At 69.4% G+C, this 25,220-nt stretch carries 20 protein-coding genes and 1 pseudogene; 7 read left to right on the top strand and 14 right to left on the bottom strand.

Annotation, left to right across the window (positions count from 1 at the left end):
• Window positions 1-6: 6 nt before the first annotated feature.
• The 6 genes from CKO28_RS03745 to CKO28_RS03720 form a co-directional block, all read right to left on the bottom strand.
• Window positions 7-1,416 carry an aldehyde dehydrogenase family protein gene (locus CKO28_RS03745; protein WP_200339199.1) on the bottom strand — a complete coding sequence of 470 codons (1,410 nt, stop codon included), beginning with the start codon at window positions 1,414-1,416 and terminating at the stop codon, window positions 7-9.
• Window positions 1,413-2,780, bottom strand: coding sequence for a glutamine synthetase family protein (locus tag CKO28_RS03740; protein WP_200339198.1), 1,368 nt, complete (start codon window positions 2,778-2,780; stop codon window positions 1,413-1,415). The genes CKO28_RS03745 and CKO28_RS03740 overlap by 4 nt, the downstream gene beginning before the upstream one ends.
• A 115-nt stretch (window positions 2,781-2,895) precedes the next feature.
• Complete coding sequence (locus CKO28_RS03735) at window positions 2,896-3,987, bottom strand: TRAP transporter substrate-binding protein (protein ID WP_200339197.1); 1,092 nt, start codon at window positions 3,985-3,987, stop codon at window positions 2,896-2,898.
• 188 nt (window positions 3,988-4,175) lie between these two features.
• Window positions 4,176-5,501: a TRAP transporter large permease subunit gene (locus tag CKO28_RS03730; protein ID WP_200339196.1), complete on the bottom strand. Its 1,326-nt coding sequence runs from the start codon at window positions 5,499-5,501 to the stop codon at window positions 4,176-4,178.
• A complete protein-coding gene (locus tag CKO28_RS03725) occupies window positions 5,498-6,010 on the bottom strand; it encodes a TRAP transporter small permease subunit (protein WP_200339195.1) in 513 nt (170 codons plus the stop codon). The genes CKO28_RS03730 and CKO28_RS03725 overlap by 4 nt, the downstream gene beginning before the upstream one ends.
• The gene (locus CKO28_RS03720; protein WP_200339194.1) at window positions 6,007-6,867 is read right to left on the bottom strand and encodes an N-formylglutamate amidohydrolase; all 861 of its coding nucleotides are present in this window, start codon (window positions 6,865-6,867) and stop codon (window positions 6,007-6,009) included. Before CKO28_RS03720 ends, CKO28_RS03725 begins: the two co-directional genes overlap by 4 nt.
• Before the next feature lie 297 nt (window positions 6,868-7,164).
• Between CKO28_RS03720 and CKO28_RS03715 the strand changes: the two genes are divergently transcribed.
• From CKO28_RS03715 to CKO28_RS03705, 3 genes are all read left to right on the top strand, one after another.
• Window positions 7,165-8,073, top strand: a complete 909-nt coding sequence (locus tag CKO28_RS03715) for a MurR/RpiR family transcriptional regulator (RefSeq protein ID WP_437127610.1) — start codon at window positions 7,165-7,167, stop codon at window positions 8,071-8,073.
• Window positions 8,074-8,259: 186 nt separating this feature from the next.
• A complete protein-coding gene (locus tag CKO28_RS03710; protein WP_200339192.1) occupies window positions 8,260-9,315 on the top strand; it encodes a type III polyketide synthase in 1,056 nt (351 codons plus the stop codon).
• Window positions 9,312-9,812 carry an isoprenylcysteine carboxyl methyltransferase family protein gene (locus tag CKO28_RS03705; RefSeq protein WP_200339191.1) on the top strand — a complete coding sequence of 167 codons (501 nt, stop codon included), beginning with the start codon at window positions 9,312-9,314 and terminating at the stop codon, window positions 9,810-9,812. Before CKO28_RS03710 ends, CKO28_RS03705 begins: the two co-directional genes overlap by 4 nt.
• 130 nt (window positions 9,813-9,942) lie before the next feature.
• Here CKO28_RS03705 and CKO28_RS03700 read toward each other — a convergent pair whose 3' ends face one another.
• Window positions 9,943-10,380 (bottom strand): YjiS-like domain-containing protein, encoded by a 438-nt coding sequence (locus CKO28_RS03700; RefSeq protein WP_200339190.1) that lies wholly within the window; start codon window positions 10,378-10,380, stop codon window positions 9,943-9,945.
• A 354-nt stretch (window positions 10,381-10,734) separates the two neighbouring features.
• On the opposite strand from CKO28_RS03700, the gene CKO28_RS03695 reads away from it, so the two are divergent.
• Window positions 10,735-11,487 (top strand): sulfite exporter TauE/SafE family protein, encoded by a 753-nt coding sequence (locus tag CKO28_RS03695; RefSeq protein WP_200339189.1) that lies wholly within the window; start codon window positions 10,735-10,737, stop codon window positions 11,485-11,487.
• Window positions 11,488-11,512: 25 nt separating this feature from the next.
• Here the strand turns inward: CKO28_RS03695 and CKO28_RS03690 are convergent, their stop codons facing one another.
• Window positions 11,513-11,833: a hypothetical protein gene (locus CKO28_RS03690; protein WP_200339188.1), complete on the bottom strand. Its 321-nt coding sequence runs from the start codon at window positions 11,831-11,833 to the stop codon at window positions 11,513-11,515.
• Window positions 11,834-11,847: 14 nt separating this feature from the next.
• Window positions 11,848-12,303 carry a hypothetical protein gene (locus tag CKO28_RS03685; protein ID WP_200339187.1) on the bottom strand — a complete coding sequence of 152 codons (456 nt, stop codon included), beginning with the start codon at window positions 12,301-12,303 and terminating at the stop codon, window positions 11,848-11,850.
• 315 nt (window positions 12,304-12,618) lie between these two features.
• Here CKO28_RS03685 and CKO28_RS03680 point away from each other — a divergent pair, with 315 nt between their 5' ends.
• The 3 genes from CKO28_RS03680 to CKO28_RS03670 all read left to right on the top strand — a co-directional run bounded on the left by CKO28_RS03680 (window position 12,619) and on the right by CKO28_RS03670 (window position 17,371).
• Window positions 12,619-13,668, top strand: a complete 1,050-nt coding sequence (locus tag CKO28_RS03680) for an efflux RND transporter periplasmic adaptor subunit (protein WP_200339186.1) — start codon at window positions 12,619-12,621, stop codon at window positions 13,666-13,668.
• Between the two features lie 4 nt (window positions 13,669-13,672).
• Window positions 13,673-16,759: an efflux RND transporter permease subunit gene (locus tag CKO28_RS03675; RefSeq protein WP_200339185.1), complete on the top strand. Its 3,087-nt coding sequence runs from the start codon at window positions 13,673-13,675 to the stop codon at window positions 16,757-16,759.
• A gap of 390 nt (window positions 16,760-17,149) precedes the next feature.
• Complete coding sequence (locus tag CKO28_RS03670) at window positions 17,150-17,371, top strand: hypothetical protein (RefSeq protein WP_200339184.1); 222 nt, start codon at window positions 17,150-17,152, stop codon at window positions 17,369-17,371.
• 47 nt (window positions 17,372-17,418) lie between these two features.
• On the opposite strand, the gene CKO28_RS03665 is transcribed toward CKO28_RS03670, so the two are convergent.
• The 5 genes and pseudogenes from CKO28_RS03665 to CKO28_RS28225 all read right to left on the bottom strand — a co-directional run bounded on the left by CKO28_RS03665 (window position 17,419) and on the right by CKO28_RS28225 (window position 25,201).
• Window positions 17,419-17,637, bottom strand: coding sequence for a hypothetical protein (locus CKO28_RS03665; RefSeq protein WP_200339183.1), 219 nt, complete (start codon window positions 17,635-17,637; stop codon window positions 17,419-17,421).
• A 218-nt stretch (window positions 17,638-17,855) separates the two neighbouring features.
• On the bottom strand, window positions 17,856-19,175 hold the full coding sequence (locus tag CKO28_RS03660; protein WP_200339182.1) for a short-chain fatty acid transporter: 1,320 nt from the start codon (window positions 19,173-19,175) through the stop codon (window positions 17,856-17,858).
• A 243-nt stretch (window positions 19,176-19,418) separates the two neighbouring features.
• On the bottom strand, window positions 19,419-20,918 hold the full coding sequence (locus tag CKO28_RS03655; protein ID WP_200339181.1) for an efflux transporter outer membrane subunit: 1,500 nt from the start codon (window positions 20,916-20,918) through the stop codon (window positions 19,419-19,421).
• Complete coding sequence (locus CKO28_RS03650; RefSeq protein ID WP_200339180.1) at window positions 20,911-24,051, bottom strand: efflux RND transporter permease subunit; 3,141 nt, start codon at window positions 24,049-24,051, stop codon at window positions 20,911-20,913. Before CKO28_RS03650 ends, CKO28_RS03655 begins: the two co-directional genes overlap by 8 nt.
• Window positions 24,051-25,201: pseudogene (locus tag CKO28_RS28225) on the bottom strand (efflux RND transporter periplasmic adaptor subunit). Before CKO28_RS28225 ends, CKO28_RS03650 begins: the two are co-directional and overlap by 1 nt.
• Window positions 25,202-25,220 lie beyond the last annotated feature (19 nt).

Raw genomic sequence — 25,220 nt, 5'->3', positions numbered from 1 at the left:
GCGGGTTCAGCCCTTTTTCAGGTGGTAGGATTTGGGGCGCGTCAGATTGTGGAAACCGATCACCGAGAGCGCGCCGCCGCGCCCGGTGTCCTTGCAGCCGGTCCAGCACAGCGCCGGGTCGAGATAGTCGCAGCGGTTCATGAACACCGTGCCGGTCTGGACCCGCGCGCCCACGGCGGCGGCGCGCTTGGCATCGCGCGTCCATAGCGAGGCGGTCAGGCCGAACGGGCTGTCGTTCATCAGTTGGATCGCCTGCTCGTCGTCCTTGACCGGCATGATGCCGACGACGGGGCCGAAGCTCTCGTCGCGCATCACCCGCATGTCGTGGGTCACCCCGGTCAGGATCTGCGGGGCCAGGTAGGTCCCCGCGCCGTCGTCCGCCGGGAAATGCTTGGGGTCGATCCTGGGGGTGGCGCCGTCGGCGATCGCCTCGCGGATCTGGCTGCGCACCTCGTCGGCGAAGCGTTTGTGGGCCATCGGGCCGAGGGTCGTCTGCTCGTCCAGCGGATCGCCGAGGACGCTGTTGGACATCAGCTCGACCGCCTTGTCGACGAAGCGTTCGTACAGGCGCTCTTGGACATAGATCCGCTCGATCCCGCAGCAGCACTGGCCGCTGTTGAACATCGCGCCGTCCATCAGGCCGTCGACGGCGGCGTCCAGGTCGGCGTCGTCCATGACGTAGCCGGGATCCTTGCCGCCCAACTCCAGGCCCAGCGGCACGAAGGTCCCGGCCGCCGCGCGCTCGATCGCGCGCCCGCCGTTCACCGAACCGGTGAAGTTGACGAAGTCGAACGCCCGCGCCTGCAGCAGCCATTCGGTCGTGCCGTGGTCCAGGAAGATGTTCTGGCAGACCGCTTCCGGCACACCCGCCTCGACCAACGCCCGGACCATCCGCTCGCCGACCAGCAGGGTCTGCGCGGCGTGCTTGAGCACGACCGCGTTGCCCGCCATCAGCGCCGGCGCCAGCACGTTGATCGCGGTCATGTAGGGGTAGTTCCAGGGCGCGACGATCAGCACCACGCCGTGCGGCTCGCGCGCGATCCGCCGCTCGAAGGCGGCCGAGTCCTCGACCACATGGGCGGCCAACGCGCTCTCCGCGATCCCGGCCATGTAGTCGGCGCGCTCCTTGGTGCCGCCGAACTCGCCGCCGTAGCGCACCGGCCGGCCCATCATCCGGGCCAGTTCGGGCACCACCTCATCGTTCATCTCGCCCAGGCGCGTAACGCCCGCCTGGACCAGACGCACCCGCTCGGCCACCGGGCGGGCCGCCCAGTCGGCCTGCGCGGCGCGGGCGGCGGCGATCGCGTCGTTCGCCTGCTGGCGGGTGAAGGCGGTGCGTTCGGCGACCACCGATCCGTCGATCGGCGAGACGCAGCGAATGACGGCCGGCTGCCCGGCCGCGTCGTTGGGGGTCATGCGCGTTCGAATCCTCTGGCGATTTCCCAGTCGGTCACCCGACGGTCGTATTCCAGCTGCTCCCAGCGGGCGGCGTGGACGTAATGGTCGATAACGTCCGACCCGAACGCCTGGCGCAGCATCTCGGAGCGGTCCATCAGCTCGGTCGCCGCGCGCAGCGTCTTGGGGATCTCCCGCACCGCCTCGCCCGCATAGGCGTTGCCCTGGAACTCGGGCTCCAGCTCCAGCTTGCGCTCGATCCCGTCGAGGCCCGCGGCTAAGAGCGCGGCGAAGGCGAGATGGCCGTTCAGGTCGGCCCCGCCGACGCGGCATTCCACGCGGACCGCCTTGGTGTCCGGCCCGCAGACGCGGTAGCCGGCGGTGCGGTTGTCCAGGCTCCAGATCGCCTTGGTCGGCGCGAAGGTGCCGGCCTGGAAGCGCTTGTAGGAGTTGATGTGCGGGGCCAGGAAGAAGGTGATCGCGCCGGCGTGGTGCAGCAGCCCGGCCAGGTAGTGGCGCATCGTCGCCGACATGCCGTAGGGACCTTCGGGGTCGTGGAACACCGGTGTGCCGTCGAGCCCGACCAGCGACTGGTGGACGTGCGCGGAACTGCCGGCGGCGCTGTAATCCCACTTCGCCATGAACGAGATCGCGTAGCCCTGCTGCCAGGCGATCTCCTTGCACGCGTTCTTGATCAGCGCATGCCGGTCGGCCATGATCAGCGCGTCGGCGTAGCGGACGTTGATCTCCTCCTGCCCGGCCCACGCCTCGCCCTTGGAGTTCTCGACCGGGATGTCGGCGCCGTGCAGACCGTTGCGGATCGCCCGCATCACCGCCTCTTCCTTGGTGGTCTGGAAGATGTGGTAGTCCTCGTTGTACGGGCTGATCGGCGACAGCCCGCGGTAGCCCTGGGCGTGCGCCTGCGCGAACGATTCCTTGAACAGGAAGAACTCCAGCTCGGAGGCCATCATCGCCTTCAGGCCGATGCCCTCGAGCCTTGCGACCTGCGCCTGCAGGATGCTGCGCGGGGCATGCGGCACCGGCTTGTGGCTGGCGTGGTCAAGCGTGTCGCACAGCACCAGCGCCGTCCCTTCGAGCCACGGGATCCGGCGCAGCGTGTCCAGATCGGGCCGCATCGTGTAGTCGCCGTAGCCGGCCTCCCAGCTGGTCGCCTTGTAGCCGGGGACCGTCTCCATCTCCATGTCGGTGGCGAGCAGGTAGTTGCAGCTGTGCGTCTCCTCCCAGGCATGATCGACGAAATGCCGGGCATGGAAGCGCTTGCCCACCAGCCGGCCCTGCATGTCGACCTGGGCGGCGATCACGGTATCGATGGCGCCCGTCTGCACCTCCTGGCGCAGGTCGTCGAGCGATAGCTTGCCGGTCATGGCCGAACCGTCCGTAAGTCAGGGGAGAAAAGAGCGGCAGCCGGGCCGTCCGGCGCGGCCGTGCCCGATGGCACGACCGGCCGGCTGGCCCGGGCCCGTCGTAGGGGGCTAAAGCCTACTCGAAGTAGTAGGGCGCGCCCGCCTTCTGCAGGGTGGCGTTGTAGTCGCGGAAGATCTGGACCAGCTTCGCCGAGCGTTCGCTGCGCTCCTCGATCTCGTTCCAGAACTTGTCGGCCTCGGCCTCGACCTCGCGCCACTCCGACTGCGGGATCGAGGTCAGCTTGAGCTTTTCGCCGCTGGCGCGCAGACGGGCCTCGCCGCCCCAGTACCACTGGTTGCGGTATTGATGGCCCGCCTCGATCGAGGCCAGCAGCATCTCGCGCAGATGGTCCGGCAGGTCCGCCATCGCCTTCTTGTTGGCGTAGAACGAGCCGATCCAGGCCCCCGAGATGTTGTTGGTCAGGAAGTGGTCGGTGACGTCCGCCCAGCCGACGGCGTAGGCCTCGGTCGCGCCGCACCACGCCATGCCGTCGAGTTCGCCGGTCTGCACCGCGACCTCGGCGTCCTCGTAGGGGATCGAGACCGGGACGACGCCGAACTTGGCCAGGAACTGACCGGCGGTCGGGAAGGTGTAGAGCCGCAGCCCGTCCATGTCGGCGAGCGAGGTGATCGGGTCCCTGGTGATGAAGTGGCAGGGATCCTGGCCGGCCGCCGACAGCCATTCGACCTCGACCTCGTCGTAGGCCGCCTTCCAGATCTCCGCCAGACCGTACTGCTTGAACAGCACGGGGACGTCCAGGATGTGCTTGGTCGCCAGCGGGAAGTAGCCGCCGAACACGCGCACGTCGGTCGGCGCCGACATGCTGTCGTCGTCGGAGTGGACGCCGTCGATCGTGCCGCGCTGCAGGGCGCGGAACAGTTCGCTGGTCGGCACCAGCTGGTCGGCGTAGTACAGCTCGATCTCCATCTCGCCGTTCGCCGCCTTGTTGAAGTGGTCGATGATCGGCTTGGTCACCTCCGCGCCCAGCGCCGGCCCGGCGTAGGTCTGGAAGCGCCAGCGGATCGGCGCCTGCGCCTTGATCGACGGGGCGGCGATGGCGCCCGTACCGGCGACCGCGGCGGTCGCGCCGGCGGTCTTGATGAACTGGCGGCGGGTGGCGGATTTCGCCGGGCCTGTGGCCTTGGGGGTGGTCGGGGTATCGGTCATTGTTGGGGCATCTCCCTGTTGTGCCGGGACCCTGGCCGTGGTTCCGGCCCGGCGGGTCTCCGGCGCGGTTTTGTTTGTCGTCCCGTGACGGCACGCCCTAATCGCGTCTCTCCCAAGTCGGCCGCGGTTTGAATGGGTCCAGATCCCGCCCGCGCCCGTTGTTGGATCAATCCCGAGCGTTTTGAAATTCAGTTCTTGTAGAATGTCTCCGGCAGCCACAGCGCGATCTGCGGGAAGATCATGACCAGTGCCAGGCCGAACACCATGACCGCGACGAACGGAATGATGGAGCGATAAATGTCGGTAAGCGTGACTTCCGGCGGCGCCATCGCGCGCATCAGGAAGAGGTTGTAGCCGAACGGCGGCGTCATATACGCGATCTGGCAGGTGATCGTGTAGAGCACGCCGTACCAGACCAGGTCGAAGCCGAGCGCGCCCACCAGCGGCACGTAGAGCGGGGCGACGATCACCAGCATCGCCGTGTCGTCCAGGAACGTGCCCATGATCAGGTAGGACAGCTGCATCAGGATCAGGATCTCCCACGGCCCCAGCCCGAGGTCGCCGGTGAAGACCCCCTCCAGCGCGCGGCCCGCGCCCAGGCCGTCGAACACCGCGCCGAAGCACAGCGCGGCCATGATGATCCACATGAACATGCAGGTGATGGTGAGCGTCTTGCGCAGCGTCTCGTGCAGGACCTGGAAAGTCAGGCGCCGATTGAAGATCGCCGCCAGCGTCGCCGCGGTCGCGCCCACCGCCGAGCTCTCGACCAGGCTGGTCACGCCCATCAGGAAAAGCACGGTCATGAAGAAGAAGATCAAGAGCGGCCAGATGCCCGCCTGCAGCAGGCGCAGCTTTTCGCCCCAGGCCACCTCCGCGCGCTCCGCCGCCGACAGCGGCGGGCCGAGGTGGCCCTGCAGGTGGCAGCGCACCCAGATATAGGCGACGAACAGGCTCGCCATCAGCAGGCCCGGCAGCACGCCCGCCATCCACAACTGGCCGACCGGCGCGCGCGCGATCATGCCGTAGAGCACCAGCACCACGCTGGGCGGCACCAGGATGCCGAGCGAGCTGCCCGCCTGGATCACGCCGGTCACCATGATCTTGTCGTAGCCCCGGCGGAGCAGCTCGGGCAGCGCGATCGACGCCCCGATCGCCATGCCGGCGACCGACAGGCCGTTCATCGCCGAGACCGCGACCATCAGCATGATCGTGCCGATCGCAAGCCCACCCGGCATGCCGCCGAACCAGACGTGGAACATCCGGTACAGGTCGTCGGCGATGCCGCTCTCCGACAGCATGTAGCCCATGTAGACGAACAGCGGCAGGGTCAGCAGCGGGTACCACTTCATCACCTTCATCGCCGCCGAGAACGCCAGGTCGGAGCCGCCGACGCCGTACAGCGCCAGCGCGGAGACCACCGCGACGAAGCCGATCGCGCCGAACACCCGCTGACCGGTCAGCAGCATCAGCATCATCGACGCAAACATCGTGAGCGCGATCAGTTCGTAGCTCACCCGCTCATCCCCCGCCCGGAAATGCGCAGGATGTCGCGGAACAGCATCGCGAACGCCTGCAGCAGCATCAGCACGATGCCCACGCACATGGTCACCTTGATCGGCCACATCAGCGGCCGCCAAGCGGAGAAACCGCGCTCCTGGTACTCGATCGAATAGATCGTGCTGCCGATCCCGCCGTAGAGCAGCACGCCGATGTAGAAGATCATGCAGAACACGGTCAGCGTATCGACCCAGCTCTGCTTGCGCTGCGGCAGCATGCCCCAGAGCAGGTCCATCCGCACGTGGCCGTCCTGCTGCAGCGAGTAGCCGCCGCCCAGCAGGAAATAAGCGACCATCAGGAACTGCGAGATATCCAGCGTCCACAATGCGGGCAGCGCGACCTGCTTGGAGGCGATCGACCAGCCCAGCACGAAGATCATCGCGAAGATGCCGTACATCACGACCGTGCCGACGACCGTGTTCACCCGCTCGACCCAGCGGACGTAGACGCGCATGGCTTCGATCATGCCGGCCCCGCCTCCGCCCCGCGCGGCACCGGCCCGATCAGTCGGCCGACCTCGGGCGCCAGGTCGGCGCCCGGCCCGAACCACTGGTGCAGCAGGCCCCAGGCAGCCGTCACCGTGCGGCTCAGCCGCTCGGCGAACGCCCGCTGCCCGGCGGCGTCGGCCACCAAATCGCTGCGGATCTCGAACATGACGTTGGGCAGGCCGTGGCCGAGCGCCTGAACCTTGAGCGTGTGGGTCACCCCATCGGCCGGGCCGTAGGGGTCGTTGCGCCGGACCTCGAGGTCGGACTCGGCGGACAATAGCGCCAGCACCGCGTCGGCCAGGCGCGCGTCGGCGTCGTGCAGCACGCCCAACTCGGTGGTCCGGCGGCGCCCCTCGAATACCGGGGTAAAGGTATGCACCGTCACGATCGCCGGCGGCCGGCCGGCGGCGATCCGCCGGCGCACGAAGCCGGCCACGCAATCCCGGAACGGCAGGTAGACCGCCGCCTGCCGGTCGGCGCGGGCCGCCCGGTCCAGCCCGTCGTTGCCGGGAATGACGTAGCGTTCGCTGACCGCCGGGACCGCGCTAGCGGCAAAAACCGGCCGGTTGCAGTCGTACACCAGGCGGGAAAAGCGCTGCAGGAACAGCGGCGCGTCCAGCCGGTCGGCCATCGCCCGCGCCACCTCGGCGGCACCCGGGTCCCAGGCGACGTGGCTGCCGCGCGTCTCGGCATCGAGGCCCAGGTCGTCCAGGGCGTCCGGGATCCGGTTGGCGGCATGCTCGCAGATCAGCACGACGTCGGCGCGCCCGTCCGGGTTCACCGTCTCCACCGGCGAGCCGTCCTCGCCCGATAGGATCGCCGCCCCTGCTGCCACGCACCGCCCTCCCACTCGTCACGTTCCGAAGCGATCTTTTCAGACCCGTACACGCTGTCAAGAAAGTTTCTTGACCGTTCAACGGGGCGGGTCACACTGTTCCGCCTGGAGGCTCCTTAGAAGTGGTCCGGGCACCCCGTTGTCCCCTCTCCTCCCGTGGGAGGAGAGGGCTAGGGAGAGGAGGTTTCCCGCGACGCCAATAGCGCGGCACCCTCCTCCCCTAACCCCTCCTCCCACGGGAGGCGGGGAATCAGTCGGACGTGCAGAAACCGCCTGCAAAACCAAAAAGCGCGCGACATCCGCAATCGCGCGCACGTTCGGGAGGACAGGTTCATCGCGGAGGCAACGCCCACGGTCGCGGAGGCGCTGCGCGGCCAGTTCGACCAGTTCACCCGGGCCGAGCGGCAGCTCGCCGATACCCTGCTGGCGAACTATCCGGTCGCCGGCCTGTCGTCGATCACCGCGCTCGCGGAGAATGCGCAGGTCTCCACGCCGACGGTCGTGCGGCTGGTCAAGAAGCTCGGGTTCGCCGGCTACCCGCAGTTCCAGGCGCGCCTGCGCGACGAACTGGCGGCGACCATCTCGAACCCGGTCGCCAAGCACGAACGCTGGGCCGAGGGAGCGCCCGAGGCGCATATCCTGAACCGCTTCGCCGAGGCGGCGATCGACAACCTGCACCGCACGCTCAGCCGCTTCGACACCGAGGCGTTCGACGCGGTCGCCGGGCTGCTCGCCGACACCGACCGGCAGGTCTCGATCGTCGGCGGGCGGATCACCCGCGCGCTTGCCGACTACCTGTTCACCCACATGCAGGTGATCCGCGACGGCCTGTCACTGGTGCCCTCGACCAGCAGCACCTGGCCGCACTACCTGCTGGGCATGCGCGCGGGCGATGTGCTGGTGGTGTTCGACATCCGCCGCTACGAGACCGAGCTGATCCGGTTCGTCGAGATGGCCCGGGCGCGCGAGGCGACGATCGTGCTGTTCACCGACCAGTGGGGTTCGCCCGCGACCAAGCACGCCCACTACGTTTTCCCGTGCCGGATCGAGGTGCCGTCGGCCTGGGATTCCACCATGGTCATGCTGTTCGTCGTGGAATCGCTGATCGCCGCGGTGCAGACCCGGCGCTGGGACACCACGCGCGACCGGTTCAACGAGCTGGAGGGCCTGTTCGACCAAGCCCGGCTGTTCAAGAAGTTCACCTGAGCGGCCGGGCGCGCTTGCTGGGCGGGCGCGCCGCACCAGTTTCCTGGGGGCGGGATCGTGGGAGGTTGCCGCCCCACCGCGCCGGTTTGCCCGCGCTGCAAGAAGGCCGGGCGGGCGGGACGCCGGCGGTCGGGTCCGCCCGCGGGCGATCCTGCCCGAGCCGCGCTATCCGCAAGGGAAACCGGGATGTCCAACGCGCCGCGTCTGACGGCCCTGAGCACGGCCGTGCCCGCCTACCCGCTCGACCAGGACGACGTGCGCAGCCGGGCCCGGCAGCTGTTCGACCGCCCGGCCGCCGAGCTCGACCGGCTGATGCCGATCTACGACAACGCGGGCATCCGGCGCCGCTACTCCTGTGTCCCGCTCGACTGGTACGGCCAGAAGGTCGGCTGGAAGGAACGCAACGCGCTGTACGAGCGCCACGCCCTCGACCTGATAACCGACGCGGCCGTGCACGCGCTGGCGCAGGCCGGCCTGGAAGCCGCCCAGATCGACGCGATCGTCACGGTGTCGACCACCGGCATCGCCACGCCCAGCCTGGACGCGCGGCTGATGAACCGGCTGGCGTTCCGGCGCGACACGGTGCGGCTGCCGCTGTTCGGCCTGGGCTGCTGCGGCGGCGTGCTCGGCCTGGCGCGCGCGGCGGAGCTCGCCGCCGCGGGCAAACGCGTACTGCTGCTGACGGTCGAGCTGTGCGCGCTCACCTTCCGGCCGGGCGACCCGTCGAAAAGCAACCTGGTCGCGACCGCCCTGTTCGGCGACGGCGCGGCGGCCGCGGTGCTGAGCGGCGTGCCCGGCGACCCGGGGCCGCGCCTGACCGGCTGGGGCGAGCATACCTGGCCCGACAGCGAGGACGTGATGGGCTGGCGGGTCGAGGACGACGGCCTGGGCGTGCTGTTCTCCCGCGACATCCCCAACCTGATCGCCACGGAGTTCGCCCCCGTTCTGGACGGCTTCCTGGCCGACCACGGCATGACCCGGCGCGACGTGGCCCAGACCGCCTGCCATCCGGGCGGCGCCAAGGTGGTCGCCGCGCTGGAACGGCTGGTCGGCCGCGGCGACGGCGCGATGGCGGCCGAGCGGCAGGTGCTGCGCGACTACGGCAATATGTCCGCGCCGACCGTGCTGTTCGTGCTGCGGCAGGTCCTGCGGGCCGGCCCCGAAGGCCCGGTTGTGGCGAGCGCGCTCGGGCCCGGCTTCACCGCCGGGTTCGCCCTGCTCGAGCCCGACCCCCGGGTATGAGCGTCGGACTGGCGCACCTGCTGATCCTGCTGGTCGCGCTGCAGCGCCTGGGCGAACTCGTCTACGCCCGGCGGAACGACCGGGCGCTGCGTGCGGCCGGCGGCGTGGAACACGGCAAACGGCATTACCCGCTGCTGGTCGGCCTGCACACGGCCTGGCTCGGCGCCCTGGTCGCGACCGTTCCCGCGGACGCGCCGATCCACGCCGGGGCGCTGATCGCGTTCGTGCTGCTGCAACTTGCCCGGGTCTGGACCCTGACCAGCCTGGGCCGGTTCTGGACCACCCGGGTGATCGTGGTGCCGGGCCGCGCGCGGGTGCGCCGCGGCCCCTACCGGTTCGTCCGGCACCCCAATTACCTGATCGTCGCCCTGGAGATCCCGCTGCTGCCGCTGGCGTTCGGCGCGTGGCCGCTGGCGATCGGCTTCGCACTCGCCAACCTGGCGATGCTGGCCTGGCGCATCCGCGTCGAAGAGCGCGCGCTGGCGGCGAATCGGTAGCCCCGCGCGTCGGCGGCCTGCCGACATCCAGCCGGCTGCGCGCGCCGCCCAGCCAGCAAAACGCGAAACGGCCCCACCCGGGTTCGCCAGGCGGGGCCGTTGGGATGCGCGGGTTGGCTCGGGCGCTGGTTCAGGCGGTGCGGCGGAAGCGCTCGCCGTTCGCGGGCAGCCCGGCGGCCGGGGCGCGGGTGATCACGCCCAGCGGGACGTCGGTGTAGACCCGCGCGCGTCCCTGCTCCAACTGCACCGCGACGTCGCGCAGCAGATGCGCGCTGAGCGCGGCCGGCGACTGCGCGCGGCCGGGGCGGCGGCGGTTCGCCATGACCCGACGCACGTGCGCCCCGATGCCGGCCCGGCTGAGGCCGAGGTCGGCGAGCGCGGTGTCGCCCAGGCTCTCCAGCTCGCGACGCAGCGCGGCGGCGGTCCGCAGTTCGGCGAACCGGCGGGTCAGCCCAGCGAACGGGCCGACGGCGGCGGCACGCGCGGCCGCCGCGGAGACGGTGGCGCGGAAGGAACGGCTGTGGACCTGGCGCAGATCGGCGCCAGCGCGGGCGGTGAGGAGGTTCATGGCGGCGGGTCCTGGGCTGCGTGTTGCGAATGGGAAAGGTATCGCACACCACCCGTTTCACGCGCATTAACGCGATTGTCGCACGGGCCGGCAATTCCGTCCGGAAGCGACCAGGAAGCGCCTAAAAGCGGCGCAACAGCGTCGCTTGCGGCGCATAGCTGATGCGCCTTGGCGGCGCACGTGCGACGCGCGTCCCGGACGGAGTCGCCACACGCGCTGAGCCCGTCGGATCCGCCAGCGCGCCGGCGTGCACCCAGCGGGTCAAAGCGCAGAATCCGTACACCGGTCTCTCCACCCGACGGGGGCGCGCCAAAGATAGCGCATCCGCCTCCGGTCTTGGCGTAGGATCGCCGTATGATCGATCTTGACCTGCTGCTGATCGCCGCCGTGGTCTTCTTGTGCGCCGGCAGCGTGAAAGGGCTGGTCGGTCTCGGCATGCCCACGCTCGGCCTGGGCCCGCTCACCCTCGCAAGCGACCTGCACACCGCGATGGCCCTGGTGCTGTTTCCCGCGCTCGCCAGCAACCTGCGCCAGGCGCTGCGCGGCGGGCACGCGCGGGCGATCCTGGCGCGGTTGTGGCCCTACCTGCTGACCGCCGTCGCGCTGATCCCGGTGGGCGCGCTCGCGTTGACCCGGGTCGACCTGGGTCTGTTGTCGGGGCTGCTTGGCGTGCTGCTGGTGATCTACGCCGGGACCGCGCTCGCCGGCTGGCGACCGTACGTTGCGCGCGGGCACGAACGCTGGTCCGCGCCGCTGGTGGGCGCGCTCAACGGCGTGCTCACCGGCATGACCGGGGCGTTTCTGGTGCCGAGCGTGATCTACCTGCAGGCGATCCGCCTGCCGCGTGACCAGTTGATCCAGGCGATGGGCCTGCTGTTTCTGGCCGCCACCGTTATCCTCGGCCTGACCCTCGGCGCCAACCGGCTGCTGACGCCGGAGCTGGCCGGCCTGTCGGCCCTGGCGGTCGTGCCCGCGTTCGCCGGCATGCGGATCGGCGAGCGGCTGCGCCACCGGCTGTCCGAAACCCGTTTCCGCCGGGTGCTGCTGATCGCCCTGCTGCTGGTCGGCGCCTACATCGCCGGCCAGGCCGCATGGCCCCGGTTCTAGAGCAAGAATCAGCTGAAAGGTGGCTTCACCTTGGAGCATCTTGCTCTGGCGGGCCCGGGTTGCGCGCCGGACGCGGCTTGGTCAAGTCGGCGAACTCGACCGGGTACTGGTGGCGATAGCCAACCACGGCCATCTGGACGCCGGCCGCGATGCCGGCCAGCACACTCATGCCAAGTGCCATGTAGGCGAACCCCAGGCCCTTGAACCCAAAGGCCATATAGCCGGCCGGGTATACCAGGGCGCCTACCATCAGGCCGACGCAGATCGCGATGACGACGGCCGAGGAGAGCGATAGCACCAGGGTGTTGAGGCGCGCTTGCGCGTGCAGCTTCGGGTCGATGTGCATGACGGTCTCGTGGCCTACGCGGCCTTGCGCGCGGACGTCGTGGCGACCCCGGTGACGCCCCCGGTGTCGCCCCCGGTGCGGCCATCTGGGCCCGCGGGACCGGCCGGGTCCGGCACCAGAGCGAGCGCAGCCGCCCCGGCGGCGGCGTAGGCCGCCAGACGCTTGACCGGATGCAGGACCTTAAGCGCCGCCACCGTCAGCACCACCAGCGCGAGCGCGCCCAGGCCGTGGGCGCCGGGGACGCCACCTTCGGCGGCCAGTCCCAGTCCGGCCAGACCCCGTGCGACCAGACCCCGTGCGACCAGACCGAGGGCGGGCACCCACAAAGCCACGGCCGCGATCGCCAGGCCGCTCTGCAAGGTGCTCGAGGCCGCGAGCCCGCGCGCGGCCGGGCGCCGCACCCACAACAAGATGCCCGTAAACGCCAGGGTGACAGCGCAGAACAGGCCGGTACCGAACAAGAGATCCATTTGTTTCTTCCGGAAAGGCGCCCCAGGCCCAATGCCGGTCGACGCCACCGGCGATAAATATACGGACCTTTGCGCGACCCTGCGTATGCGGGGAACGCATGACGGACCCCGCACGAAACGCGTCCGTCGCCGGCTTGAGTCCGGCCGATCAATTGCCCTCGGGCAGCCGCCGCGGCGCGCGCGTGCAAGATGTCATGCCCAGGCGTGCGCGCCGCGCAGGTCGGGCGTGCGGCAAAGCCGGTCGCGTCCAACTAGACCCCGGCTTGCGATTCCGATATTTCTACAGCGTTTCCCAGAACGCCAAGGGTCTTGCAAGTGGGTTTATCGACGATTTTCCGGTTCTGCGCGCTGACGATTGCTCTCGCCGCCGCGGTTCCGGTCGTGCATGCACAGGAAAGCAGGCCCACGCGGGTCGAGGTCGCCACGGTCGCGCCGACCACGCTGGTCCGCGCGGCCACGGCCGTGGGCACGCTGGTGTCCAACGAGTCGGTGATGATCCGCCCGGAGATCGCCGGACGGGTGGTCGAGATCGGGTTCGAGGAAGGCGGGCGGGTCGAGCAAGGCCAGATGCTGTTCAGGCTTGAGGACTCGGTCTACCAGGCGGAACTGGCCGACGCGCGCGCCCGCCTCGCCCTCGCTGAGCGCAACCTCGCCCGGGCCCGGGAGCTGACCCGCAAGGGTGTGGGCACCGAACGCGCCCTGGATCAGACCCAGGCTGAGTACGACACCGCCGTGGCCGCGGTCGAACTGGCCCGCGCCCGCTTGGCCAAGATGACGATCCAGGCCCCGTTCGCCGGCGTGATCGGCCTGCGCCAAGTGTCCGTCGGCGATTACGTCACCGCGGGCGCGGACATGGTCAACCTGGAGGACATCGCCCCGATCAAGGTCGACTTCCAGCTGGCCGAGCGCTTTCTGGGCTCGCTGGCGAGCGGCCAGACGGTTCGCATCGTGGCCGATGCGTTCCCCGAGCGCACTTTCGTCGGCGAGGTCTACGCCATCAATCCGCAGCTCGACCCCAACGGGCGGAGTATCCACGTCCGCGCCCGCCTGCCCAACGAGCGCAGCGCCCTGCGCCCGGGTCAGTTCGTACGGGTGACACTGGAGTTCGGCAACCAGGCGAACGCGCTGATGGTGCCGGAAGAGGCGATCGTCCCGCGCGGCGACGCCCGCTACCTGTTCAAGGTGGTCGACGGCAAGGCGGTCGAGACAAAGGTCATCGTCGGTCAGCGCCGCTTCGGCACGGTGCAGGTCGTCTCCGGCCTCGATGCCGGCGACGTCGTTGTCACGGCCGGGCAGATGAAACTCCGCGACGGCGCCGCCGTGCAGCCGGCCAACCGCCCCGGCGACGCGGGCCAGGGAAGCTAGACCGGTGAAAATCTCCGAGATCTGCGTCCGCCGGCCGGTCTTCGCCACCGTGTTGAGCCTGGTCGTCGTGCTGGTCGGTCTGGTCAGCTACGACCGCCTGAGCGTGCGCGAATACCCCAAGATCGACCCGCCGGTGGTCAACGTCGAAACCGCCTACCCCGGCGCCAGTCCCGAAATCATCGAGACCCAGGTCACCCAGGTGCTGGAAGAGCAGCTCGCGGGCATCGAGGGCGTGGATTTCATGTCCTCGGTCAGCCGCCAGGAACAAAGCCAGATCACCGTGACCTTCGAGCTGACCCGCGATCCGGCCGACGCCGCCGCGGACGTGCGCGACCGCGTTTCCCGGGCGCGCGAGAACCTGCCCGACGAGGTCGACGAGCCGGTGATCCAGAAGGTCGAGGCGGACGCCCAGCCGATCATCTACCTCGCCTTCTCCAGCGAGCGGCACGCGCCGATGGACATCACCGACTACGCCGACCGCTACGTGAAGGACCAGCTGCAGACCCTGTCCGGTGTCGCGCAGGTCCGGATCTTCGGCGAGCGGATGTATTCCATGCGGATCTGGCTGGATCCCGACCGCCTGGCGGCCTACGACCTGACCCCGCAGGATGTCGAAACCGCGCTGCGCCAGCAGAACGTCGAGGTCCCGGCGGGCCTGATCGAAAGCCGCGGCCGGCAGTTCACCATTCTGTCGGAGACCGACCTGCGCACGCCCGAGCAGTTCGACGCGATGGTGCTGCGGGACAACGCCGGCTATCTCATCCGCCTCTCCGACGTCGGCTACGCGGAACTCGGCCCGCGCAACGAGGACCGTGTGGTGCGCTTCAACGGCGAGCCCGCGATCGCGCTGGGGGTGGTCAAGCAGGCCACCGCCAACCCGCTCGACGTGTCCGACGCGGTGCGCGCGCGCCTGCCGGCGATCCGCGAGAGCCTGCCCGAGGGCATGCGGGTCGAGGTCGCGCACGACAGCTCGGTGTTCATCCAGGAATCGATCGACAACGTCTACACCACGATCGCCGAAGCCGTGTTGCTGGTGGTGGCGATCATCTTCCTGTTCCTGCGCTCGCTGCGGGCGACGCTGATCCCGCTCGTCACCATCCCGGTTTCGCTGATCGGCGCGTTCGCGCTGATGGACCTGTTCGGCTTCTCGATCAACACGCTGACGCTGCTGGCGATGGTGCTGGCGATCGGCCTGGTCGTCGACGACGCCATCGTCATGCTGGAGAACATCTACCGCCACGTGGAAAACGGCGTGCCGCCGCGCGAAGCGGCGATCACGGGCGCGCGCGAGATCGGCTTCGCGGTGATCGCGATGACGGTGACGCTGGCGGCCGTCTACGCGCCGATCGGCTTCATGACCGGCAAAACCGGCCAGTTGTTCACCGAATTCGCCTGGGCGCTGGCCGGCGCGGTGCTGGTGTCGGGCTTCGTCGCCCTGACCGCGACGCCGATGATGTGCGCCCTGATGCTGAAGCCGCAGGCGCAGCACGGCCTGCTCTACCGGATCATCGAGCGCGGCCTGAACGCGCTGACCGGCCTGTACCGCCGCAGTCTGCGGGGCGCGCTGCGCGCCCGGCCGCTGGTCCTGCTGCTGGGCGCGGGCGTGGCCGCGAGCGCGTATTTCTTCTTCACCCAGATCAACTCCGAACTCGCCCCCTACGAGGACCAGGGCACGATCCTGGGCGTCTACCAGGCCCCGCAGGGCGCGACCATCGACTACACCGACAGCTGGGCCTATGCCCTGGAGGAGATCTACGCCAACAACCCCAACGTCGACCGCTACTTCGTCGTCTCCGGCTTTCCGATCGTGTCGCAGGGCATCTCGTTCGTGAAGCTGCCCGACTGGTCGGAGCGCGACCTGACGCAGCAGCAGGTCGCCGGCGAACTGATGCCGGAAATGACCGCCGTGCCCGGCATCATGGCGTTTCCGGTCAGCCCGCCGCCGCTCGGCCAGAGCACCCGCGACAAGCCGGTGCAGCTGGTGATCATGACCTCCCAGCCGTATGCCGAATTGAACGCCATGGCCGACCGGATCATGGCCGAGGCGGGCCGGAACCCGGGGCTGGTCAACCTGGAGTCCAGCCTGAAGCTGAACACGCCGCAGCTCAGGGTCGACGTCGACCGCGACAAGATCGCTGACCTGGGTCTCTCCGTCGGCGTGCTCGGACGCACCCTGGAATCGATGATGGGCGGACGGCAGGTCACCCGCTTCGAGCGCGCGGGTCAGCAGTACGACGTCGTGGTCCAACTCGACGAGGTCGACCGGGCCACGCCGGACGACCTGCGGCGGGTGTACGTCCGCGGCGGCGGCGGCGAGATGGTGCAGCTGTCCAACATCATCTCGATCAGCGAGACGGTCGCGCCGCAGCAGCTCGACCACTTCAACCAGCTCCGCTCCGCCCAAATCACCGCCAACCTGGCCGACGGCTACACGCTGGAACAGGCGCTGGCGTCCCTGGAGGCGGCGGCGCAGGCGAACCTGCCGGCGACCGCGCAGATCGACTACGCCGGGCCGTCGCGGGAATACAAGCAGTCCAGCGCGTCGATCTACATGACCTTCGTGCTGGCGCTGGCGTTCATCTATCTGGTGCTGGCCGCGCAGTTCGAGAGCTTCCGCACGCCGTTCATCATCATGCTGACGGTGCCGCTGTCGATCACCGGCGGCCTGCTGGCGCTCTGGCTCGACGGGTCGACGCTGAACATCTACAGCCAGGTCGGCCTGGTCACGTTGATCGGCCTGATCACCAAGCACGGCATCCTGATCGTCGAGTTCGCCAACCAGATGCGCGAGGACGGCCGGCCGGTGCGCGAGGCGGTCAGCGAGGCCGCCGTGCTGCGCCTGCGCCCGATCCTGATGACCACCGGGGCCATGGTGCTGGGCGCGGTTCCGCTCGCGATCGCGAGCGGTGCCGGCGCGCAGAGCCGCCAGGACATCGGCCTGGTGATCGTCGGCGGCCTGCTGGTCGGCACATTCTTCACGCTGTTCGTGATCCCGGTCGTCTACAGCTACCTGATGCCGGACGGTCGCCAGGAGCCGTCCGAGCGACCGGCCCAGCTGACGCAGGCGGCCCGGCCGGAAGCCGCGGAGTAATCGGCGGCGCCTCGTTTTTGCGAGCCCGCCGCCACGGCTCGGTTTGGGCCGCTCGGTTGGAGCGGGTCGGTCGGGGCGGGTCGGGGCTCTGCCCCGGAACTGGCGGACCCGGGATCGCATCGGTTCGACCGCTATGGGCGGCCCGGCGGCGTCGGCGTGACAACGCCTATGAATTAGTGTATGTTAATAATATTGCACGTCACTCCGGGATCACCCATGCGAACCGGCTTAGATGACGGCTACCGCGACCTACTGAGAGACATTCTTCGAGGACGCTCGCTCGCGCAAATCGCGCACCGCCGGGGCGTCTCTCCGAAGGTTCTTTTGGCGCGAATTCGCATCGTGCTTCAGCAGCTACCGTGCGCCCGATCCTTTCAAAGGAGGCCCGATATGGCCTGGTCGGTACCGACGCGGCGCCAGCGCGACGCGCTGCGCGCAATCGGCCGTGAAGAGCGCGGCCAAAGCAGTGTTCATGACGGCGCGGACGCCGATGCCTGTTGCCAGAAGGGATGGGCCGTGTGCGTGCCCGGTCGCCAGCAATACCGCCTGACCGAGGCGGGCCGGGAGATCCTGGTCCAGCCCACCAAGGCACGGCCCGACGCCGCGACCTGACACCGATCCTGCGGCGGCGCTGCGTCTCGCTAGCTCTCCGCGGCCGCCTAGCTCTCCGCGGCCGCGGGGACGATCAACGAGACGTGCGCCATCCGCACCAGCAGCGGTGCCCCCGCGTCGTCCCAGACCATCCAGACGTCGCCCTCGTTCATCGCGCGTTTCAGATCGTCGAGCCCGACGCTGCGCCCGAAATTGACCATCGAGGTCTCGCCGCCGGCCAGATGCAGTTCGGCCCGCCGGACCATCAAGCCCTTGTTGTCGACCATGCGGCCTACCCGGTTGTTCCGGCTTATGCGCAGGCACCCGGCGCTCCGGTATGCGCGCAGCCTCGGTCAAGTCGGATCGCGCCCCGCGACATCCGTCCGGGCACGACCGATCGCCCGATAGACTAACACCGGTTGCGCAACGAGGCACGGGACGAACGCCCCGGCGCGCGACCGCAACGCAGGTCGCGCGCCGGGGCTTGGGGACCGGCCGGCAGCCGTTACGGGAAGAACATCAGGCCGGCGCCCATGATCACGCCGGAGACCAGCAGGACCACCAGACAGTACCCCATGATGTCCTTGGCGTTCAGCCCGGCGATCGCGAGGGCGGGCAGCGCCCAGAACGGCTGGATCATGTTGGTCCAGGCGTCGCCCCACGCGACCGCCATGGCGGTCCGCGGCACGCTGACGCCCAGGCGCTCCGCGGCGTCCAGCATCACCGGCGCCTGCACGGCCCACTGACCGCCGCCGGAGGGAACGAAGATGTTGACCAGCCCCGCGCTCAGGAAGGTGAACAGCGGGAAGGTCACCTCGGTCGAGGCGGCGACGAACAGGCTGGACAGGCTTTCCGCCAGGCCGCTGTCGATCATCATCGCCATGATGCCGGCGTAGAACGGGAACTGGATGACGATCCCGCCGGCGCCCTTCACCGCTTCCTGGACGGTGTTGAGGAAGCTGCTCGGCCGGCCGTGCAGCACGATGCCGAGAAACAGGAAGGCGAAGTTGACGATGTTGAGGTTGAGCGAGCTTTGCCCGGCGATAAAGTAATACGCCAGGAACGCCAGCCCCATGAGGCCGACCGCCTGGGCCAGAATGATGCTGTTCTCCAGGCGATCCGCCGGCCGGTCGTTCTTCACCGGCGCCGGCGCCTCCTCGTTCGCCAGCTTCTGCGGATCCACCGTGACCGCCTGGTGGTCGGGCGGCATCATCATCCGGTTGACCACCGGGATCACGATCAGGATCGACAGCACGAGGAGCAGATTGAAGCTGGAGAAGATCGTTTCGGACGTCGGCACGATGCCGATCTGGTCCTGGGCGAAGTGGCCTTCGGTGGCGATCACCAGCCCGACCGAGCTCGCCAGGCCGCCGTGCCAGACCAGGAAACCGGTGTAAGCGCTGGCGATCAGCAAGCGGTAGTCGACGCGGGTCACAACCTGCGCCAGCTGGCGGGCGAACAGCGCGCCGATCACCAGGCCAAAGCCCCAGTTGATCCAGGCCGCCACCATGGAGACGACGGTGACCAGCAGGATCGCCTGCCCCGGCGTCGACGCCAGCCGGGCGAGCGCCTGCAGCAGCCGCTTGAACGGCGGGCTGGACGCCAGGACGTAGCCGGTAACCAGCACCAGCACCATCTGCATCCCGAAGGTCAGCAGGTTCCAGAAACCGTCGCCCCAGTACTGGATCATCTGCAGCGGCGACTGCTGCTCGACGCCCATTCCGGCAGCGAACACCACCAGGGTCAGGATCAGCACAAAGATGTAGGGATCCGGCAGGTACCGCTCGACCATGTAGACGGATCCCCGCGTGAGCGTGCGGAGCATGCGTGTCTCCTGTTCCAGGCCGCTCCCGCCCCGCGTTGCGGGCATGACGGCGCCCGTTCTGCGCCGGCCGGCCGACGCATCGGCAGGAGGGGGAGCGTGTTGACGGGGTCGGCCAGACGACGTGCGGCGCCAAGGCGCCCGATGGCCAACGTGGCTGTCTTCGGGCCTACTGAACGCGGCTGTGCGACGCAAGCGCGCACTTGTCCGGCGAACCGGCCGGCGGCCGGCCGTGCGCGCCGGGGGCTACAGCGACGCGCCCGTTTCCGCGGCGTCCGCCTCCGGCTCACTGACGTCCGCCGGGGCCTTCGACGCGGGTCCAAGATCGCGGTCGTCCGACCAGCCGCCGCCCATCGCCTTGTAGAGCGTGGCGACCGCCGTCAGCTCGTCGCGCCGCGCCTCGACCAGCGCCAGTTGGGCATCGAACAGGCCACGCTGCGCGTCGAGCACGTCGATGTAGCTGGTAAAGCCGGCCTCGTAGCGCTGCCGGGCGACCGAAAGGGTCTCCCGCAGCGCGTCGACCTGGCGCTGCCGGGCGGTCAACCGCTCGCGCGCCGCCTGCAGCGCCGACAGCGCCGTATCGACCTCCTGAAACGCGGTGCGCAGCGTCTGCCGATAGGTCACGCCGGCCAGCTCGCGCGCCGCTTCCGCGCTGTCGACGTTCGCCTGGATCCGGCCGAAATACACCAGCGGCTGCAACAGCGAGCCGCCGAGCTGCCAGCTCCGGGCGCTGGCCTGGAACAGGTCCTGCGCCTCGAGCGCTTCCACGCCGAGCATGCCGGCCAAATTCACGTCCGGGTACCACTGCGCCTTGGCGACGCCGAGATCCGCGTTCGCGGCGACCAGGGTTGCTTCGGCGGCGCGGACGTCGGGCCGGCGCTGCAGCAGTTCGGACGGCAGGCTGGCCGGCATCCCATCTGGCACCTGGACCTGGGTGAGCGGCGGGCCCGCGGTCTCCAGCTGGTCGACGATCTCGCGCGGGGTCGCGCCCACCAGAATGGCGAGCGCGGTGCGTTGCCGGCGGATCTGTTCCTTCAGCGGCGGGATCGTGGCGCGCGTCGTCGCCAGTTCGGCGCGCGCCTGCTGGACCGGCAGGGTCGCGATGTCGCCCGCCTCCAGGCGGGAGCGCTGGAACGCCAGCGTCTCCTCGCGCGCCCTCACGGTCTCGCGGGCGATCCGCAGCTGCCGCTCGGCGGCGCGCAGGTTGAAGTAGGTGGTGACGACGTCGCTGACGACGTTCAGTCGGACCGCCGCGCGCGTGAACCTGCTTTCGAACAGCCGCGCCCGCGCCGCCTGCTCGCGCCGGTCCGCCTCGCCCCAAAGGTCGAGCTCGTAGTTGAGCGAGCCCGCGAGCGAGAAGGTGTTGAAGGTCATCCCTGCCCCGCCGCCGGTCGAGGCGCCTTGCTCGCTGGTCCGCTGGCGGGCCAGGTTGGCCTGCGCGTCGAGCGTGGGATACTGCTCCGCCTCCCGCAGGCCCAGTTCGGCGCGCGCCTGGCGGACCCGGGCGGCCTGGGCGGCAATGTCCAGGTTATCCTGCCGGGCCCGTTCGACCAGCCGCGTCAGCGTGGGATCGTCGTAGCGTTGCCACCACTGCCCAAGCTCGCGGTCGGTCCCGGCGTCGGTCAGGATCTCCGAGCGCCAGCCGTCCGGCATGTCCGCGGTCGGCCGTTGGAAGTCCGGCCCGACCGTGCAGCCGGCCAGCAGCAGGACGCCCGCCAGGCATGGGAGCCAAGATCGGTTAAGCATTTTGCGGCTCCTCTTTCGCCGCGTGGCGGCGTCCGCGCAGGCGCAGCGAGAGCGTCTCGATCAGCATGAAGAACATCGGCACGAACATCGGTGCCAGGATGGTAGCCGCCAGCATGCCGCCGACGATGCCGGTGCCGATCGACTGCCGGGCGGCCGCCCCGGCGCCGGAACTGAACATCAGCGGCAGGGCGCCCATGATGAAGGCGAGCGCGGTCATCACGATCGGCCGGAAGCGCAGGCGTGCGGCGTTCAGCGCGGCCTCGTACGGCGCCCGGCCGGCCTTCCGCTCCAGCATCGCGAACTCCACGATCAAGATCGAGTTCTTGGCGGACAGCCCGATCAGCACCAGCAGGCCGATCTGGAAGTACAGATCGGTCTCCAGCCCCCGGATCAGCACGGCGAGCGCGGCCCCGAAGACCGCGAACGGCACGATCGTCAGCACCGCCAGCGGCATGCTCCAGCGCTCGTACTGCGCCGCCAGGATCAGGAACACCATCACGATGCCGGCGATGAACGCGAGCTGGGCGGCCTGGCTCGCCTGCTGCTGCTGAAACGCCTGGCCGATCCACGACAAGGTGTTGTCGTTGCCGAGCGTCTGCTGGGCGACCTCCTCCAGCGCCGCCAAGGCCTGGCTGGAGCTGTAGCCGGCCGCCGGTTCGCCCAGAATCTTGGCGCCCTGGAAGGCGTTGAACCGCTCGATGATGTCGGCGCCCAGCCGGCGCTCCACGTCGACGAGAGAGGTCAGCGGAACAAGCTCTCCGGACTGCGAGGCGACCGAGACCTTGCGCAGGTCCTCCGGCCGGTCCCGGAAGTCGGACTCCGACTGCAGGTTCACCTGGTAGTTCCGGCCGAACAGGGTGAAGTCGTTGACGTACAGCGCGCCGAAGGTGCTCTGCATGGTGTCGAACACCCGGTCGATCGGCACGCCCTGCGCCTTCGCCTTCTCGCGGTCCAGATCGGCGCGGAAGCGCGGGACGTTGGTGGTCAGGTTGCTGCGCACGCGGGTCAGCTCGGGGCGCTGGTTGGCCGCCGCGATGAACCGGTCGACCACCTGCTCGAGCCGGCCGATGCCGCCGCCGCCGCGGCTCTGCACATACGCCTCGAAGCCGCCGGTGGTGGAGATCCCCTGGATCGGCGGCGGGTTGAACGCGATCACCTGCGCTTCCTCAACGCTGGCACCAAGCCCGATGATCTTGTTGGCGACCGCGAACGAGCTCTGACCCGGCCCCGACCGCTTGCTCCAATCCGACAGCTGGACGAACGAGATTCCGGCGTTGGTCCGCTGGGCGCTGGCGATCAGGTCGAAACCGGCGAAACTGACCACCTCCTCGACTTCCGGCAGCGCCAGGATCTTGTCGTTGATCTCATTGCGCGCGGCTTCGGTCCGGTTCAGCGCCGCGGCCGGCGGCAGCGAGAAGCTGACGAAGACGTAGCCCTGGTCCTCCTGCGGCAGCAGCGCGCTCGGCAGCCGCTCGAACAGGTATACAGTGCCGCCGACCAGCACGCAGAACAGCGTGACGCCGACCACCGCGTGGCGCAGGAAAAACGACACCGTCCAACGGTAGCCGCGGGTCACCGCTGCGAAGCCGCGGTTGAACCATTGGAACGGCTTGAGCGGCGGCTTCTCGTTCTGCTTCAGCATCAGCGCGCACAGCGCCGGGCTCAGGGTCAGCGCCACCACGCCGGAGATGAACACCGAGATCGCGATCGTGACCGCGAACTGGCGGTAGAGTTGACCGGTCAGTCCGCCCAGGAAGGCGACCGGCAGGAACACCGCGATCAGGGCGAGCGTGATCGCCACGATCGGGCCGGCGACCTCCTGCATCGCCTTGACCGCGGCGTCGCGCGGCGACAGGCCCTCATCGTGCAGCACCCGCTCGACGTTCTCGATCACGATGATCGCGTCGTCGACGACGATGCCGATCGCCAGCACCATGCCGAACAGGGTCAACAGGTTGATCGAGAAGCCGAGCGCCAGCATGCCGGCGAAGGTGCCGATCAACGACACCGGGATCGCCACCAGCGGGATCACCGCGGCGCGCCACTTTTGCAGGAACAGGAAGATCACCACGACGACCAGGATCAGCGCCTCGATGAAGGTCTTCCCGACCTCCTTGATCGAGATCTCCACGAACTCCGTGGTGTCGAACGGGATGTTGTAGCTGAGCCCCTGCGGAAACCGGCTGGAGATCTCGCCCAGAGCGTCATCGATCCGCTGGCTCGTCGCCAGCGCGTTGGCACCGGGTTGCAGGTAGATCCCGATCGGTACCGTCGCATCGCCGTTGTAGGTCGCCGAGAAGCCGTAGTCCTGGGCGCCGAGTTCGACCCGCGCGACGTCGGACAGCCGCAGCATCGAGCCGTCGGAGCGCGCCCGCAGGATGATCTCGCCGAACTGCTGGGCCGTGGTCAGGCGGCCCTGCGTGGTCACGCGGTAGGTGAACGCGAGGTCCTCGTCGGTCGGCTCGGATCCGAAGCTGCCGGCGGCGAACTGCCGGTTCTGCTCCCGGATCGCTTCGGCCACCTGGCCCGGGGTCAGGTCGTACTGGCTCAGCTTGTCGGGCTGCAGCCAGACGCGCATGGCGTAGTCCTGCGCCCCGAACAGCCGGGCGTCGCCGACCCCCGGTACGCGCTTGAGCTCGTCGATGACGTTCAACAGCGCGTAGTTGCTGATGAAGACGGTGTCATAGTCGCCGTCCGGGGCGGTCAGGCTGACCACCTGCAGGATGTTGCTGGACCGCTTCTGCACCTGCACGCCCTGGCGCCGGACCGGCTCCGGCATGCTGGACAGGGCGGATTGCACACGGTTGTTGACGTCGATCGTCGCCTGGTCGGGATCGGTGCCGATCTCGAAGGTCACCGTGATCTCGGTGCTCCCGGCGTCGGTGCTGGTCGACGACATGTACAGCATGTTGTCGACGCCGTTGATCTCCTGCTCCAGCGGCGCGGCGACCGTCTGCGACAGGGTGTCGGCGCTCGCGCCCGGATAGGTCGCGTTCACCACGACCTGCGGCGGCACGATGCTGGGATACTGCTCGACCGGGAGCGCCCGCGTCGCCGCGAGGCCGGCCAGCACGATCACGATCGAGATGACGGTGGTGAAGACCGGCCGGTCGATGAAGAATTTGGACAGCATCAGGAGTCCCCGCCGACCGAACCGGATGCCGCGGTCTGCAACGGTTCAGCCTGCACGGCGGTGCCGTCGCGCACGCTGACGAGCCCGTCGACGACGATCCGCGCGCCCGCGGAGAGGCCGTCGCCGATCACCCGGCCCTGCGCCACCGACGGCCCGAGGCCGACCGAGCGGCGGTGCGCCGTGCCCTCGTCGTCGATCACGTAGACCGCCTCGCCGCGCTGGTCGGTCGCGATCGCGCGCTCCGGCACGACCAGGGCCTGCGGCAGGGTCTGCGTCTGAAGCCGGACCCGGACGAACTGGCCGGGCCGGATGCGCCGCTCGGGGTTCGGGAACACGGCGCGCGCCCGTACGGTTCCGGTTTGCGGATCGACGGAACTGTCGGTGAAGTCGACCTTACCGGCCTCGGCGTACAGGCCGCCGTCCGGCAGGATCAGACGGGCGGCATGGTTGCCGTTCGGGCTTTCCCCGCTGAGCGCGGCTTCCGCCCGCTGCCGGGCCAGCGCGTCGTCCTCGGGCAAGGCGAACCGGACGTGGATCGGGTGCAGCTGTATCACCGTGGTCAGCAGGTCGCCCGGACCAGGCTGCCCGCCGGCAGGGCCTCCAGTTCCGTGATCCCGGACACCGGCGCGGCGATTTTGGTGTAGCCAAGGTCGATCCGCGCCTGCGCCAGGCCGGCCTCGGCGAGTGCCACGTCGGCGCGGGCGAGTTCCAGTTCGGACAGGGCCTGATCGCGTTCGCGGGTGCTGACGGCGTCGCTCTCGTAAAGACGCTCGACGCGCGCCCACTGGCGTTGCGCCTGGCGCAAGCTTGCCTGCGCGCTCTCGACCTGCGCCTGGGCCCGCTCGACCGCCACCTGGAACGGCTCGGGATCCAGGCGGAACAGCGCTTCGCCCGCTTCGACGAACGCGCCTTCGGTGTAGCGGCGTTCCAGGATCGGGGCTTCCACGCGGGCGCGGACCTGAACCTCGCGGGCACCCTGGGCGCGTCCGGCGTACTCCTCGTACACCGTAACCGACTGCGGCTGGATCGTCGCGGCCGTGACCTGGGGCGCCGGCTGGCCGCGGCCCTGCCCCTGGGTCTGGCTGTCGCCGCACGCCGTCAGCGCGGCGCCAAGGCACAGCACCCCGGCCACGCGGGCGATCGAACGCATGCTTGTCATGCAGAACTCC

The organism is Rhodovibrio sodomensis (genome assembly GCF_016583645.1).
In the GTDB taxonomy this organism is placed as follows: domain Bacteria; phylum Pseudomonadota; class Alphaproteobacteria; order Kiloniellales; family Rhodovibrionaceae; genus Rhodovibrio; species Rhodovibrio sodomensis.
This window is presented reverse-complemented; position numbering and strand designations above follow the sequence as displayed.